This window comes from Bacillus sp. VA13 (genome assembly GCF_055710085.1).
Window position 1 is genome coordinate 807261 of sequence record NZ_JBVQPP010000001.1, and the last position, 15370, is coordinate 822630.

The 15370-nt window shown below is 44.0% G+C and carries 19 protein-coding genes; 1 reads left to right on the top strand and 18 read right to left on the bottom strand.

What is annotated here, in order from left to right; translation table 11 throughout:
* Window positions 1-97 precede the first annotated feature (97 nt).
* The 10 genes from panD to AC0C66_RS04035 form a co-directional block, all read right to left on the bottom strand.
* Entirely contained in the window at window positions 98-481 is a 384-nt protein-coding gene (gene panD / locus AC0C66_RS03990; RefSeq protein WP_003225586.1) for an aspartate 1-decarboxylase, read from the bottom strand.
* 1 nt (window position 482) lies between these two features.
* Window positions 483-1343 carry a pantoate--beta-alanine ligase gene (gene panC / locus AC0C66_RS03995; RefSeq protein WP_088679249.1) on the bottom strand — a complete coding sequence of 287 codons (861 nt, stop codon included), beginning with the start codon at window positions 1341-1343 and terminating at the stop codon, window positions 483-485.
* 1 nt (window position 1344) lies between these two features.
* Entirely contained in the window at window positions 1345-2178 is an 834-nt protein-coding gene (panB, locus tag AC0C66_RS04000; protein WP_072182230.1) for a 3-methyl-2-oxobutanoate hydroxymethyltransferase, read from the bottom strand.
* Window positions 2179-2422: 244 nt separating this feature from the next.
* Complete coding sequence (locus AC0C66_RS04005; protein WP_014114190.1) at window positions 2423-3400, bottom strand: bifunctional biotin--[acetyl-CoA-carboxylase] synthetase/biotin operon repressor; 978 nt, start codon at window positions 3398-3400, stop codon at window positions 2423-2425.
* Window positions 3385-4578, bottom strand: coding sequence for a CCA tRNA nucleotidyltransferase (locus AC0C66_RS04010; protein ID WP_072182229.1), 1194 nt, complete (start codon window positions 4576-4578; stop codon window positions 3385-3387). Before AC0C66_RS04010 ends, AC0C66_RS04005 begins: the two co-directional genes overlap by 16 nt.
* Before the next feature lie 4 nt (window positions 4579-4582).
* Window positions 4583-5716 (bottom strand): N-acetyl-alpha-D-glucosaminyl L-malate synthase BshA, encoded by a 1134-nt coding sequence (bshA, locus tag AC0C66_RS04015; RefSeq protein ID WP_072182228.1) that lies wholly within the window; start codon window positions 5714-5716, stop codon window positions 4583-4585.
* On the bottom strand, window positions 5713-6423 hold the full coding sequence (gene bshB1, locus AC0C66_RS04020; protein ID WP_014114193.1) for a bacillithiol biosynthesis deacetylase BshB1: 711 nt from the start codon (window positions 6421-6423) through the stop codon (window positions 5713-5715). The genes bshA and bshB1 overlap by 4 nt, the downstream gene beginning before the upstream one ends.
* Entirely contained in the window at window positions 6416-6829 is a 414-nt protein-coding gene (mgsA, locus tag AC0C66_RS04025; protein WP_003225572.1) for a methylglyoxal synthase, read from the bottom strand. The genes bshB1 and mgsA overlap by 8 nt, the downstream gene beginning before the upstream one ends.
* A gap of 15 nt (window positions 6830-6844) precedes the next feature.
* Window positions 6845-7648 carry a 4-hydroxy-tetrahydrodipicolinate reductase gene (gene dapB / locus AC0C66_RS04030; RefSeq protein WP_014114194.1) on the bottom strand — a complete coding sequence of 268 codons (804 nt, stop codon included), beginning with the start codon at window positions 7646-7648 and terminating at the stop codon, window positions 6845-6847.
* 11 nt (window positions 7649-7659) lie between these two features.
* Window positions 7660-7995 (bottom strand): nucleotide pyrophosphohydrolase, encoded by a 336-nt coding sequence (locus AC0C66_RS04035; protein WP_003225569.1) that lies wholly within the window; start codon window positions 7993-7995, stop codon window positions 7660-7662.
* A gap of 139 nt (window positions 7996-8134) precedes the next feature.
* Here AC0C66_RS04035 and AC0C66_RS04040 point away from each other — a divergent pair, with 139 nt between their 5' ends.
* The gene (locus AC0C66_RS04040) at window positions 8135-9007 is read left to right on the top strand and encodes a YitT family protein (RefSeq protein WP_003230635.1); all 873 of its coding nucleotides are present in this window, start codon (window positions 8135-8137) and stop codon (window positions 9005-9007) included.
* A 40-nt stretch (window positions 9008-9047) separates the two neighbouring features.
* Here the strand turns inward: AC0C66_RS04040 and ypjB are convergent, their stop codons facing one another.
* The 8 genes from ypjB to AC0C66_RS04080 all read right to left on the bottom strand — a co-directional run bounded on the left by ypjB (window position 9048) and on the right by AC0C66_RS04080 (window position 15122).
* On the bottom strand, window positions 9048-9842 hold the full coding sequence (gene ypjB, locus AC0C66_RS04045; RefSeq protein WP_003225565.1) for a sporulation protein YpjB: 795 nt from the start codon (window positions 9840-9842) through the stop codon (window positions 9048-9050).
* 68 nt (window positions 9843-9910) lie between these two features.
* A complete protein-coding gene (gene lhaT, locus AC0C66_RS04050; RefSeq protein WP_175304911.1) occupies window positions 9911-10504 on the bottom strand; it encodes a lipoprotein heptaprenylglyceryl N-acetyltransferase LhaT in 594 nt (197 codons plus the stop codon).
* Between the two features lie 110 nt (window positions 10505-10614).
* On the bottom strand, window positions 10615-11382 hold the full coding sequence (locus AC0C66_RS04055; RefSeq protein WP_014114196.1) for a menaquinol-cytochrome c reductase cytochrome b/c subunit: 768 nt from the start codon (window positions 11380-11382) through the stop codon (window positions 10615-10617).
* A 34-nt stretch (window positions 11383-11416) separates the two neighbouring features.
* The gene (gene qcrB, locus AC0C66_RS04060) at window positions 11417-12091 is read right to left on the bottom strand and encodes a menaquinol-cytochrome c reductase cytochrome b subunit (RefSeq protein WP_003225560.1); all 675 of its coding nucleotides are present in this window, start codon (window positions 12089-12091) and stop codon (window positions 11417-11419) included.
* A 1-nt stretch (window position 12092) separates the two neighbouring features.
* Window positions 12093-12596 carry a ubiquinol-cytochrome c reductase iron-sulfur subunit gene (locus tag AC0C66_RS04065; RefSeq protein WP_003225556.1) on the bottom strand — a complete coding sequence of 168 codons (504 nt, stop codon included), beginning with the start codon at window positions 12594-12596 and terminating at the stop codon, window positions 12093-12095.
* A 142-nt stretch (window positions 12597-12738) separates the two neighbouring features.
* Entirely contained in the window at window positions 12739-13185 is a 447-nt protein-coding gene (locus tag AC0C66_RS04070; RefSeq protein ID WP_072182226.1) for a YpiF family protein, read from the bottom strand.
* Window positions 13186-13239: 54 nt separating this feature from the next.
* Complete coding sequence (locus AC0C66_RS04075) at window positions 13240-13779, bottom strand: ReoY family proteolytic degradation factor (protein ID WP_003225551.1); 540 nt, start codon at window positions 13777-13779, stop codon at window positions 13240-13242.
* Between the two features lie 71 nt (window positions 13780-13850).
* Window positions 13851-15122 carry a tetratricopeptide repeat protein gene (locus AC0C66_RS04080; RefSeq protein ID WP_072182225.1) on the bottom strand — a complete coding sequence of 424 codons (1272 nt, stop codon included), beginning with the start codon at window positions 15120-15122 and terminating at the stop codon, window positions 13851-13853.
* Window positions 15123-15370: the final 248 nt, after the last annotated feature.

The window sequence follows — 15370 nt, forward strand, 5'->3', positions numbered from 1 at the left end:
GACAAAAGTGTAACACGTTTTGTACGGAAATGGAGCGGCAAAACCGTTTTACTCCCAAAATCTTAAAAGAAAACCCCCGATAAAGGGGGCTTTTCTTCTACAAAATTGTACGAGCTGGTTCGTTCCCCAGCATTTGTTCAATTTTGTTTTGATCGTTCAAAACAGCCACTTTCGGCTCGTGGCTTGCCGCTTCTTGATCAGACATCATTTTGTAGGAAATAATGATGACCTTATCTCCCTCCTGCACAAGGCGTGCGGCTGCACCGTTTAAGCAGATGACGCCGCTTCCGCGTTTACCAGGAATAATATACGTTTCCAGACGTGCTCCATTATTATTATTCACAATTTGCACTTTTTCATTAGGAAGCATTCCCACCGCATCAATGAGATCTTCATCAATTGTAATGCTCCCCACATAATTCAGATTTGCTTCCGTAACGGTTGCCCTGTGAAGCTTGCCGCTCATCATCGTGCGATACATATTATATTCTCTCCATTTCTCGAATATCAATAATGATATTATCTATTAAACGTGCTTTTGAAAAAGCAACTGCTACAGCCAGAATGATCTTTCCTTCAATTTTGTTCACAGGCTCGAGTTCCGGATAGGAATAAAGCTCCACATAGTCAATGGTGCCGCTTGTCGTATCAATGATTTCTTTCGCAGCTTTTATTACCGCTTCAGGGTCTCTTTCGCCGGCTCTGATCAGCTCCGCACTTGTTTGAAGGGCCCGATACAGCTTAGGCGCTTCTTTTCTTTCCTCAGCTGTTAAATATACATTACGGGAGCTTTTGGCTAACCCATCTTCCTCTCTGACCGTATCGACAGCAACCAATTCAATATCCATGAAGAAATCGCTGATTAAGCCATCAACAACTGCTACCTGCTGTGCATCCTTTAAACCGAAATAGGCGCGGGTCGGCTGCACAAGATTGAACAGCTTCGTCAGTACAATTGCAACACCGTCAAAATGTCCTTCTCTTGAGCGTCCGCATAAAACGCCTGTGCGTCTTTCGACATGAATCGTGACATTCTTTTCACCGGGATACATATCATGAGCATCAGGCGTAAAAAGAATATCGACTCCGGCGTTTTCTGCAAGAGCCGCATCCCGCTCAATATCTCGCGGATATGCCTCAAAATCTTCATTAGGACCAAATTGCGCAGGATTCACAAAAATACTCATAACGACGGCGTCATTGTCTTGTCTTGCTTTGTCTGCCAAGGTTAAATGCCCCTCATGCAGAAATCCCATCGTCGGAACAAATCCGATTGACTTCCCCTCTGACTGATATTGTCTTATGGCTTCTTTTAGCTGTGAAATATCTGTAATCTGTCTCATCTTATTTTCCTCCGTACAAGCCGTCCAGCACTGTCTGATTCATTTGAAAGGAATGCTTTTGTTCAGGGAAAGCACGATGTCTTACATCCTGGACATATCCGCTGATTGCTGATTCGATTGTTTCGTCAATTCGCGTATATTGCTTTACAAATTTAGGTGTTCTCTCAACACCGTGGCCGATAATATCATGATAAACGAGAACTTGCCCGTCTGCTTTCACACCAGCCCCGATTCCGATGACCGGAATGCTTAGCATCTCGGCAATTTTGGCTGTAAGTTCTGCAGGCACACATTCCAGCACAAGCATCATAGCTCCTGCTTCTTCGCATTTTATACTGTCTTCTATTAATTTTTTGGCGCTTTGTTCGTCTTTGCCCTGTACTTTATACCCGCCTAATACACCGACTGACTGCGGTGTCAGGCCTAAGTGACTGACTACCGGAATGCCCCCAAGCGTCAATGCGCGAATGGATTCAAACACGCCTTCTCCGCCCTCAAGCTTCAGTGCGTCAGCTCCGCTTTCCTGAACGATAGCTGCTGCATTTTTCAGCGTATCCTCCTTGGACAGGTGATAAGACATAAACGGCATGTCTGTCACAATAAAAGTATTCGGCGCGCCTCTTTTAACAGCTTTTGTATGATGGATCATGTCCGCAACTGTCACACCGACAGTTGAATCAAGGCCGAGGACGACCATTCCGAGTGAATCACCGACTAAAATCATGTCAACTCCTGCTTGTTCAGCAAGCTTAGCTGCCGGATAATCATAAGCGGTCAGCATCACAATCGGTTCTTCATTCTCCTTCATTTTTAGAAAATCGAGTTTTGTTTTCATGTTTTCTCCTCCTCATGTTTAGAGGAGATGAGCTGCCGTTTTCTTATACAAGCCAAAAAACCTTCCGTTTAACGAGAAGGATTCTGCACTTTCTAAGGTTCGGCGAGTTTCATCCCTCTGTCCCAGTCCTTTTTTGGATCAAGGCAGACTGCTGCAATGTCTATCTATTTTTATAATAGGTGCAGTTCGCAGGCGATACTGCCCAATGGAAGTATACCAAAATCAACGTGCTTGTACCAACACATTAACCCAATTCAATATCGGCAGAATAGATTTTTTTAATGCCTTCCTGCGTTTCTAAAAGAAGAACGCCTTCATCATCTATACCTAACGCCTTCCCATAAAAGGTTCCGTTTAACGTTCTGGCTCTCATATTAGTGCCGATTCCCAGCGCATAGCTTTCCCATAAAAGCTTAATCGGCGTAAAGCCGTGTGTCATATAATCCCGGTACCGTTTTTCAAAGCAAAGTAAAATATGCTGGATGATGCCGGCCCGGTCAATTTTTTCTCCGGCAGCTTGGCTGAGGCTTGTCGCGATGTCCTTCAGTTCATCTGGAAAATCATCAGACTGCTGGTTAACGTTAATGCCGATCCCGATGATAACTGAACGTACACGGTCTTCCTCGGCCTGCATTTCTGTTAAGATGCCGACTGTTTTTTTTCCGTTAATCAAAATATCATTAGGCCATTTAATATCCGTTTGGATGCCTGTTGCCTCTTCTATTCCCTGCACAACAGCTACTGCAGCAAGTAATGTGAGCTGCGGTGTTTTTTGGAGCGGAATGTCAGGCCGCAAAATCAGGCTCATCCAAATGCCGTTTCCCTCTTGGGAATGCCATACCCTAGACATTCGCCCCCTGCCGGCTGTTTGTTTGTCAGCCACCACAAGAGTGCCTTCCGGTGCGTTATTATTCGCAAGCTCATGCGCCGTTTTTTGCGTGCTTGAAATAACGTCTTGATAAATAAGATGCTGGCCCATCACTTCCGTTTTCAATCCGAAGCGAATTTCACTTTCACTGATTTTCCCGGGCTTTTTGATAAGCCGATATCCTTTTCTTCTAACGGCTTCTACTTCATAGCCCTCTTTCCGAAGCTCTTCAATATGCTTCCACACAGCAGTTCTGGAACAGCCGAGCGCATCACTTATTTTTTGGCCGGAAATAAATTCATTTCCAGCCTGAGAAAATAATTCAATAAGGTCTTTTCTTAATGTTGACCGCATGTCTTCAGCCACTCCTCTATGTGTTTCTTTTGATTGGAGAGCTTTCCTGTCACAACAGCCTGCTCGATCCGCTGTAATTCTTCCGACACCCATTTCCCGGCAGGCCGGTTACGAAGCGCAAGCAAATCCTTACCCGTGAAATCAAGATCCCTAAGACTTTTGATCGGCAGGCTTTGATAAGTGTTTTGAATGTCCTTTAGTTTTTCGTCATCCAGTTTTTCGTTTTGCCGAAGCTGCGATATTTTGGCCGCTGATAGAAGTGATTTTTCCCCGGCATTGTACATTGACATAGCGTCAAGGCTCTGGCCAAACGTATGGGCTATGTGAATCGCTTCCTTCATCACTTTTCCCGGGAGCTTCCATGCTTTCAGAAAAAGCGGCGCATCTTTCAAATCTATTTCAAGATCAATTAAAAGCGCAGCCCAAAGCTCTTCACGGGATGTTAAAGAGTAAAAAGGAAACTCACTCGCCGCAAGCAGGTTCTCTCGTTTATGATAAAAACCAGGCAGTTCCTCATACAGCCCCGTTTGAATGAGCGTTTGAAGCGCCTGGCGGGACGCTCTTCCCTGCAGCATTTTTTCAAACTCTATTGTTTTTCGTTCAACTGAAACATGGGATAGGAGTGATTTTTCTTTCGTGATGGCTTCTTTTGTTTCTAGTGAAAGCGTAAAGCCAAGCTGGCTCATAAAGCGTACAGCTCTCAACATACGAAGTGCATCCTCTTGAAATCTGTCCTCAGGCTTTCCGACGGTTCGAATCAGTTTCTGATCAATATCTTTCTTGCCGCCGAAATAATCAAGCACCTTCCCATCCGCTGTCATGGCCATCGCATTAATCGTCAAATCTCTGCGTTTTAAATCCTCTTCTAATGATGTGATAAATTGCACGTCTGACGGTCTTCTATAATCTTCATACTCTGATTCAGTCCGGAATGTAGTGACTTCATAGGTTTCATCTTCCCAGAGCACAATAATCGTCCCGTGCTCTTTGCCTACATCAACCGTCCGCTGAAACAACCTTTCTACTTGATCTGGTGCCGCATCAGTCGCGATATCGACATCTCCGATCGTTCGTTTCATATAGCTGTCACGAACTGCACCTCCGACAAAATAAGCCTGGTGGCCCGCTTCGATTAAGGTGCGGAGCACGGGAAGTGCTTTGATAAAAACTTGTTCCATGTTATCACTCCGGTTCTGCTAAATCGGCATAAATCTGTTCATACTGGCTGACAATTTTTTGTGAAGAAAACTCATTTTTGAGCATTTCCATTGCAGCCTCTGTAAAACGCTTGCTTAGCTGTTCATCTTCTAAAATACTCATCGCGCGGTCTGTTGCGGCTGCAACGTCGCCGACATCCACCAAAAATCCGCTCACATTGTTCTTAATAACCTCCGGAATACCGCCAATGTTTGTTCCGATACAAGGCACCCCGCAAGCCATCGCCTCAAGCAGGACAAGGCCGAAGCTTTCTTTTTCAGACAGCAGCAGCTTTAAATCGCTAATGGAATAAAGCTCCTCAACACGATCTTGATTTCCAAGCATTAAAACTTGGTTTTCCAATCCATATTTTCTGACAAGCTCACAGGCTGTCGATTTCTCCGGACCGTCTCCGACTAACAGCAGCTTCGCTCTCGTTTTGCCGGCGATATTCCGGAACACACGGATGACGTCCTGCACACGTTTAACCTTTCTGAAGTTGGACACATGGATGACAACTTTTTCGTCTGGTAAAATACCATGTTTCTCTTTAATTGCCGCAGTGTTTTTCTTCAGATACACGCGCTCGTCTATAAAGTTATAAATCGTTTCGATTTTTTTCTCCGGTTTAATTAAATCGTACGTTTCAGCTGCAAGCGCTGAGGAGACAGCTGTCACCCTGTCTGATGCCTCAATGGCAAAACGGATAAGATCTTTTAAAGAGGGGTCATAGCCTAACACAGTGATATCCGTGCCATGCAAAGTTGTCACAATGCCGATATTGCGTTTCAGCATCTGCTTTGCAAGATAGGCGCAAACCGCATGCGGGAGAGCGTAGTGAGCATGGATAATGTCTAAATTCTCCCGTTCTGCCACCTCAGCGATTTTGCTTGCTAGTGTCAAATCATACGGAGGATACTTAAAAACAGCATATTGATTAACCTCAACTTCATGAAAATGAATATTGGGGTGATATGTATTTAGTCTAAACGGAATGCTTGACGTGATAAAATGGATTTCATGTCCCTTTTCAGCAAGCTGCTTCCCCAGTTCTGTCGCAATGATACCTGAGCCTCCGACGCTCGGATAGCATGTGATACCTATTTTTAGTTTTTTCATTGTTCTCCCCCAAGCACATCATGATCGAGCATCAGCATCCGTTTTGAAAAGAAACCTTCGGCATACTCCACACCCGCTTCTTTACCGTAAAGCTTTTCTCTCGCTTCAACGATCTCGATATAGCCATTCGTCAGAGGAGTTGAAACTGAATCCTTTGACGGTATAAACTGGCTTTTGTAGGCATTGAGGCTTTGTTTTTTGGCCTCTATTGTATCCGAGATATCAATGACAAAATCAGGCTGATGAAAACCATTTATCATATAATAGTAAACCTTGTTTACTTTATGCGCGGGAAGGCTTTTTTCGTCTTTATATTTGTGGATTCCTGCGGAAAAGATTGCTTCTTCCACCAGTGCAGCCGCATTGCCGTGATCCGGATGGCGATCCTTTTTATACGGCATGAAAACTGCTCTGGGCCGGCAGGTTCTGATGACACTGACAATCGCCCGAATTGCCTGATCACTCATTATCAGACCGCGGTCTGGAAGTGTCAGCTGAATTCTTTTTTCTGCACCTAATACACGGGCTGCTTCAGCTGCTTCCTCTTTACGTAAACTGACCGTTCCGTTTGAAGAGAGTTCCGCTTCAGTCAAATCGCATATCATTACTTTTTTTCCCTGTTTGACAAACTTTGCGATTGTGCCGCCCATTCCGATCTCGACATCATCACTGTGGGCGCCAAACGCAAGAACGTCAGCATTATACATTCGGCTCTTCTCCCCGAAGAAGATCGCGGAATTCGAAAACACCTTCATCAAGTGTGCGGACAAGAATCTCCGCAGTACCCATATTTGTAGCGAGCGGAATGGAATACACATCACATAACCGGATTAATGCCGAGACATCCGGTTCATGCGGCTGCGCGGTCAGCGGGTCGCGCAAAAAGATGACAAGATCAAGTGCATTGGCCGCGATCAGTGCACCGATTTGCTGGTCTCCCCCTAAAGGGCCGGATTGAAAACGTTCAATTTGAAGACCTGTCGCCTCTTGAATTTTCAACCCTGTTGTTCCGGTCGCGTATAGATCATGATGTCTCAAAATATCCCGATAGGCAGTCGTGAATTGAACCATATCCTGTTTTTTCTTGTCATGCGCGATCAAAGCAATTTTCATCATTTATCCCCCTGTCTAATCAATGATATTTTCTAATCCGTACACAAGCTGATCGATCTTCATGACTTGTTCGACTGACAGTTTAACACCTGACATGAAAGAAGCGCGGTTATAGGAATCGTGGCGGATCTGAAGCGTTTGGCCATCCATACCGAACATGACTTCCTGATGTGCGATCAATCCCGGAAGACGGACACTGTGCAAGCGGATACCGTTTTGCTCCGCTCCTCTAGCTCCTGGAAGAATTTCTTTTTCATCCGGGTGTCCTTGCTGCTTTTCTTTACGAACTTCTGAAATCATTTCCGCTGTTTTCAGCGCCGTTCCGCTTGGCGCGTCAAGCTTCTGATCATGGTGAAGCTCAATAATCTCAACATCCTCAAAGTAGTTGGCAGCCATTTTCGAAAATTTCATCATCAGCACCGCACCAAGTGCAAAATTTGGAGCGATGATGGCTCCGATTCCCTTCTCTTCTGTTAAAGACGTAAGCTCTTTTAAATCAGCTTCTGAGAAACCGGTTGTTCCAACAACCGGACGAACTCCGTGTTCTAATGCAATTTTTGTATGTACTTTCCCGATTTCAGGCGTTGTTAAATCAATTAAGACATCCGGCTGTGTTTCCGTAAAGCATGCACAGATATCTGTGTAAATGAGAGCGTCTGACTCAACAGACATCACATCAGATAATTTTTGCTGGTCGTATGTATGGTCTATGGCCCCGACAAGGTCAAAATGAGGTGTTCGTTCTGTCAATTTAACAGCTTCCTGCCCCATTCTTCCACGCGGTCCTGCAATGACTACTTTAATTGTTTCGTTTGACATCTTGATCTCCTCTACTTTCCTTCTTCTTTTCTGGTCCAGCGATCTTTATCTCTAGTATTAAATTTATGCATGACTCGGTCGTGGGCTTCCTCTAAAGAGATATCAAGAGAGTTGGCTAAACAAACCAATACAAACAGCACATCGCCCATTTCCTCTTCCATGCTTTTATCATCTTCAGACGCTTTTTTTGGTTTTTCTCCATAGCGGTGATTCACTTCTCTGGCAAGCTCGCCAAGTTCTTCGGTCAGCCTCGCCATCATGGCAAGCGGGCTGAAATATCCTTCTTTAAATTGGCCGATGTAACGGTCTACTTCAGCCTGTATGTCTTTCATTGTTTTATCACTCACTAAACGAAACCTCCTATCATCCTCTTACATGTTAGCTAATTCAGATACGTTTGACAAATGTTTAAGCACGTTTGCTGTTTTCTTTTTCATCCACTATAATATAAACGCTATCTAATGGAAGGAAAAGGGGTTTTGTGTGATGCTTGGAGAAATTAGATTAAAAAACATATTTTTTATTTTAATCGGAGCGGCAATTTTTTCATTTGGCTTGGTTCACTTCAATATGCAGAACAATCTGGCTGAGGGCGGTTTTACAGGTATTACACTTTTGCTTTATGCCCTTTTCCACATCAGCCCCTCTATCTCGAACCTGGTTTTGAATATTCCGATCTTTTTTATCGGCTGGCGTTTGCTTGGCAGGACAATGTTTGTTTACACCCTTGTCGGCACTGTAGCCCTGTCTTTGTTCCTCAGCATTTTTCAGCGATATGAAATACATATGCCTCTTCAGCACGACTTAGCGCTCGCTGCTTTATTTGCCGGCGTGTTTATCGGAGCCGGATTAGGAATTATTTTTAAGTTCGGCGGTACGACAGGCGGAGTTGATATCATCGCCCGTTTGGTCAATAAGTATTTTGGGATTCCGATGGGCAGAACGATGTTTGCTTTCGATGCCTGCGTTATCATTTTGTCTTTGCTTACTTATCTCTCCTACAAAGAAGCGATGTATACTCTGGTGGCTGTATTTGTAGCGGCAAGATTAATTGATTTTATTCAGGAAGGCGGATACGCTGCTAAAGGCGCTACAATTATCTCTTCGAAAAACGATCTGATTCAGAAAAAGATTCTTGAAGAAATGGAACGAGGCGTCACCATTTTGAAAGGACAGGGTTCCTATACAAAAGAGGATATAGATGTCCTTTATTGTGTTGTGCCGAAGAACGAATTGGTGATGCTGAAAAGTGTGATTAACTCCATTGATCCTCATGCCTTTGTGGCGGTAAGCGATGTCCACGATGTGCTCGGAGAAGGATTTACGCTTGACGAAAATAAAAATCCGCTTCCGCGCTGACATTTGATAGAAAAAAGGCGGCAGCAGCCGCCCCTCATACTTATTTAGGGTAGTCCCGTTTTTTCAGCTTGTTTTTCTCCGCTTTGTACTTTCTGTAGCCGACATAGGTCAGAGCTGTAATGATAATACTGCCGGTTGTGATGATCACCCAGAGTAAAGACGGATCGGCATCATCCTCCTCCACCCTGTCAAATACATTTTTTAGATCATGCTGAAGAAGAGAAAGCCGTTCAAGCTTCGTGCTCTCAGTCATTTGCTGAAATTCCTCTTGCTCAATGACGTCTATATGTTTCCCGACTGTTTCAAGCTGATCCTCTGATACATCGATTGTAAGACTGGGGTAAATCAAATCATATAGACTGATAAATTCATTCCATTTTTCATGAAAGCTCGTACTTTCATTCTTTTGGACATCCTGCTTCAGTTCAGCAAAGGCTTCCATAATCGGTCTCTCCAGTGAGCCCCAAAGCGGATCAGATCGATTGTCAACTGCGTCCATCAGCATTCTGAACTGCGCGGCTGCTCTGAGTTTTTGTGTATCTGATGTATCAGCCTGCTTTAAACTCCGTACCATATCGTTATAGCCCAGTGTGATTTGACGGATTTGGGCTCCAGTTAGCATGGTGTCTTGCTTTTTTTTCTCAGCGGATTTTAATGTTTTTTCAAAATAAGCAAGGACTTGCAGCGCCTCTTCATATTTTGACTGGCGGGTCATTTGAAAGACCGTATCGGATAAATCGTTTAACTCTTCGAGACTTCCCCGCTCTGCAGCCTTGGCATTTCCATTATAAAAAATAAGAGCAATCAACAAACAGATCGTCAGCTTTCGTTTCATGCAGGTCCCTCCCACTCTCTCTCCTTACAGAATATGAAGAAAGGGACAAGGATAGACCAACATTGTCTTTACATCAGCTCAAGCTTTGTTTGCTTTTTCGAGACCACGAGAAAGTAAGCAAGCCCAATTGAAAAAATGCTCAGCCAAAATGTTCCGTACCCTATATCAGTCATATAATCAGAAAGCATAGAGTATTGCGGCATCATGTCAAACAAGTAATCAATGACATCGTTGTGGAGCGTCCAGACTGCAGCAATTGCAAGATGCCAAAAAGAAAAACGAAAATACGGACTGTACAACACGCCTTGGACTGCCATGGCAAAATGCGAGGCAATCAGCATATAGCCCTCCCACGGCAAGTCACCTTCTACAGCCAGCACAAGAAAATTCATAGCGACCGCCCATAGGCCATACTTTACGAGAGTGACTAGCGCAAGCGCCTCAAAGAGCGGAGCGTTCCGTTTCATGATAAAGGCGAGCAGCACAAACAGAAAGAAAAACGTTGCTGTCGGACTGTCCGGAACAAAAATCAGGAAACGGGCCGGTGTCTCCAGAAGCTGCGGCAAGTACCAATAGTATCCGTAAACCGTTCCCAGAAAATTGATGGCTAAGACAAGAATAAGCATCGGCCGCTGTCCTAATACATATTGAAACCATTTCACATTAAATCAACTCTCAGTCTGTAAAAATAATATGTCCATATAAAAAAGCTGACGCCGGGTCAGCTTTTGATAATAAAAGTATATCCTTCCATTTCACAATTCACAACACGTTATTTTGCGGTTGTTTCAGAAATAAATTTCGCAAGTTCTTCGAGCTGCTTATCATTCCCTTTGAATACGCCCGCCGGCATTTTGCCTTTCCCTTCAACAGCTATTTTTTTGATTTCATCCGGCTTCAGCCCGGTGTCAACCAACGAAGGCCCGGCTGCCCCTCCTTGAAGGTTATCCCCATGGCAAGAAATACAGCCCTGCTCTTTAAAAATCTTATATCCTTCTGCATTGGTGTCAATGTCGGCTTCTTTTGTGATTTTCCCCTGTTCTTCTGCCTTGGCCCAGTCGTGAGTAGCAACTGACTGCCACGTCAAAAACACAGCAGCGGAAATCGCTAAAAGCATCATACCGACAGCAACAGGACGCTTCCACGGCCTTCTCTCTGTTCCTCTGTCAAGGAATGGCGCCAAAAGCAGGGCGCCAAAAGCGAGTCCCGGCATAATCATGGCGCCGACCACTGTAAAGCTTCCGGCGGCGTATTCATACTTCAACAGCTGGTATAAGAAAAGAAAATACCAATCCGGCAGCGGTATATATCCTGTATCAGTCGGGTCCGCCATCCGCTCCAAAGGCGGCTGATGCACAATCGTCAAAACAAGAAAACCTATCAGAAAGACAGCTCCAACCATCCATTCCTTCAACAAGAAATTCGGCCAGAAAGCCTCTGTTTTACCAGGATACTCTGAATAATCCTTCGGGATATTCGGCTTTTTTTCAGCCGGTATCCTTGAGTCGCCTACAAATTTCATCCCTTTGCCCCGGTGCATGTCATCCCCTCCCTTTTATTCGCAGATCAAGAGTTTAAAGCGGTCCTGAAATCCCCTGCTTCCGGATCATAATAAAATGTGCAGCCATCAGCCCGAACAATGCGGCAGGAAGAAAGAATACATGGATCGCAAAAAACCTAGTCAGCGTTTGGGCGCCTACAATATCCGGGTGCCCCGCAAGGAGTGTTTTAACTTGCGTCCCGATCAAAGGCGTGGCTTCAGCGATCTGCAGCCCGACTTTTGTTGCAAACAGAGCCTTCATGTCCCAAGGAAGCAAGTAGCCTGTAAAGCCCAGCCCGAGCATGACAAAAAAGATCAGTACACCGACAATCCAGTTCAGCTCGCGCGGCTTTTTATACGCCCCTTGGAAAAAGACCCTCAGCGTATGTAAAAACATCATCACAATGACCAGGCTCGCACCCCAGTGGTGCATCCCCCTGACAATTTGGCCGAATGCCACTTCATTTTGCAAATAATATACCGATTCCCAGGCATTTTTGATATCAGGCACATAGTACATCGTTAAAAACATTCCAGATAACACTTGGATAACGGTTACAAAAAACGTCAGTCCCCCAAAGCAATACACAAACGCAGAGAAATGATGGGCGGGATTCACATGTTCCGGTACTTCGTGATCGGCAATATCCCTCCACATCGGTGTAATATCAAGCCGCTCATCTACCCAGTCATAAATTTTGTTCAGCATGTCACCCTTCCCCCTTAGGCTTTGCTTTTCCAAGATACAGGAAGCCGTCTTTTACTTCTTGCTCATAATGATCAAGAGGCGAAAGCGGCGGCGTGCCCGGGACATTGGTGCCGTCCTTTTCATAGAGTCCGTAATGGCATGGACAAAAGAATTTATTCGGATTTTTAGGATCACTATTCCAGTTCACCGTACACCCTAAATGCTTACAAATTGGAGAAAGCGCTACAATCTCATCCCCGCTTTTGAAGACCCAGGCTGATCTTGACTCTTCTGACTCATACCAGGCATCGACTTGGTTAATTTTGAAATCAAAGCGCTGCGGCTCTTTTGTCAGCTCATCTACGCTGACAACCTGAACCATGTCCTGCTTCCCTGTCGATTTTAATACCGGGTCGAGTGCAAAGCGAACCATAGGCATGAGCATACTAGCCGCCATAAAACCCCCTACGCCTGTGAGCGTATAATTCAAAAATTGACGTCTGGATATATCATGTTTTCCGCCCATAACTTCTCCCCCCTCTAGGTCACCCCTGCAAACTGACTAAAATAGAAAATATTGCAATAACTCTAGACACCCTCATAATATATGAATCTCTCAGCAAGGTCAATATAGCCAAAATATTGTTTATAAGGAAATGTAAGTGTTTTTATTGGATGCTCCACAACTGTAACAAAACGTTCAAAATTTCAGCAGTGCGTTCATCCAATATTTTTCTTTTTAAGGAGTCATTTAAATGCTCTAACGGAACAGACGGTGTCACAATGATTTTGCCTAACGCATCCTCACTTTTCCAATTTTCGTCAGACGTGAGCAGCACAACATGCGGAAATTCTGATATAAGCTCTTCCCGCAAATCCTTAAGTCCTTGAACGGTTATTTCATTTCTATCAACATATGTATATGGAGGCAGTAAATATACCCGTCCCTTTAACTGCCTTTCCAGTTCTTCTGACAGAAGCTGCGTGAATTCTCCTTTCTCCGCCGCCATTTTGAAATGGCCGCCTACCTTTATGTTAATTAATGGAATGACAGCGGTATCAATGTAATCCTTAGCTTGTAAATAGTCCTTGGCATCAGTCATTCTCCACCTCATCGTTCTCCCCCTTTACGACAACAAGCCTTGCAATACACTGCAAGGCTGGTCAAATTATGTGAGCTGATTCAATTGGCGCGATAGTTGTTCAAATGCTTCTTTATCATGACGATCTAGCGCATCGTCAATGTCTTTTAATAATTTTTCTCTTTGGAATGTGGAAATAGCGTGCTCCAAAATTTGTTCAGCCAACCCCTGATCTTTTTTGTTCTCAAACAGATCCTTCGGAATATGAGGGTTGGATTCCAGTACTGCAGCATACTCAGGTGAGCTGTACGCTGAACGGAAATTAAGCTGGATAAACAAATCCTGCTGTTTATTTAATCTAATATCATGAAAAGATTTTTCCGCGTCGGTTGTCATGACATTCTCTTTATAGAACCGAAACGGAACTTCTTCAACACAATGTGTTGACATTATAATGCCTCTCGGGCAAAATTCTGCCTGTTCTACAAAATGAACCTTCTCCATGAGAGAATCATGGCTCATTAAGTAGTTCAAGATCCAAACGCACTCTCGGCGCTTTAACTGATAATGGTTTAAAAACCAGCGGATAAAATCTTTTTTCTCATTGACAGAAACAGGGGTCTGCATGTAATTCCCTCCTCTATCGTTCGTATAATCTATATACTTATATGTTCCACATGAATGGTGAACATTCCTGCTTATCTAGAAAATTCATCCTCGATTCGCAAAATCGTTTCTTCCAGCTCTTCATTGGCCCCGTCAATTTCAAGAACCTTTTTCAAAAGCGGCAGCGCTTCTTTTTGCAGGCCTTCTTCTAATAGGAAGCTTGCGTATTCGTATAAGAAATCTCTGTCCTCCCGGTAGTGAAGAAAGGCAGCCTCAAAGGATTGTTTTGCTTTCTCGTATTGCTCTAATTCGGTATATGCGCTCGCAAGATACCAATTGTATTTCGGGTCTTCTTCCCCATAACCGCGCACCTCTTGAATAAGATCAATGATCTCTTCATAATCCTCTTCTTTATGATACACGGCAAGAAGTGTATGAAGTGCCTCGACGAAGCCCGGATCAAGTGCAAGCGCCTCCTGAAGCAGCTTTTTCCCATCTTCTGACTTCCCGATTTTTAAAGCCATTTTTGCGGCATAGAGGAAAAGCTCTTTGTTATATTCATCATATCTGATACCCTCTTTTGCCGTTTTTAATGCCTCTTCATACATCCCTTCAGCTTCATAGCTTTTCGAAAGCGGCATATAAAGTGAAGAATAAGATGGATCAAGCTCTTTTAAATCAGACAGCTGTTTAATAGCTGTTTTAACAAGCCCCGCCTGTAAGGCTGTAAACCCATAGCCGAAAATCGTATTAGGATCAGGATTCTCATCAATAGCTTTCTCGTACCACGGAATGGCATCCTCAAATTCACCTGAGGCACTTAACGATTCGGCCAGTCTTTGATGGACATTAACGCCTCCGATCTCACTCTGCTCCTCAGCCGTTGTTTTAAAATATTGAACCGCTTTTGCATAGGCTCCTTGAGTAAAGTAAAGTTCACCCAGTGCAAAATCAATAATGGGTTCATTGTCCAGAATGGACTTTGCCTGTAAAAGCTTTTGTTCACTGACTTCGAATAACCCTTGCATCTGATAAAGATCCGCCATAAGCAGCAAACTTTCCGGATATGATGGATCTGTTTCCGGAATGGTTTCCAGCACAGCGAGGGCTTTTTCTTCTTCGTCAATATCTATTAAAAGTTCAGCGTAAAAATTCGTCAGTTCTGTTTCATTTGGATATAAATCATGTAAATCACTGATCAGTGAAATCGCTTTTTCTACATTGCCCCACTCGTAATAAAGCTGGGCGGCAATGGCTTTGTCTTCATCATGGAGCTGGTTTTCAGCTTTCGAGAGAGTGTTGAGGCCTTTTTCTGTTTCACCTGCTTCAACTAATTTTATGGCTTCTTGAATCAATGTATTCAAATCGGACCGGTCCTTTCTTTTCCTATAGAACATCAACCATACAAAAAAGCTTTATTTGTTCGGGTTAATCTTATCATAATTCAGACGAAAGCCCCCGGCAAATAAGATGCTTGCTGTACGGCAGGGAATTATTGAGTCTTATTAGTTTACCAAAAGTTCTTGAGATAGAAAATGAAAAAAGGAAGATCGCCCTCTGTACAGTAAAGCAGTTCTCTGACCTGCCGGCTTGTAAGTAAAGCGCATCCCCC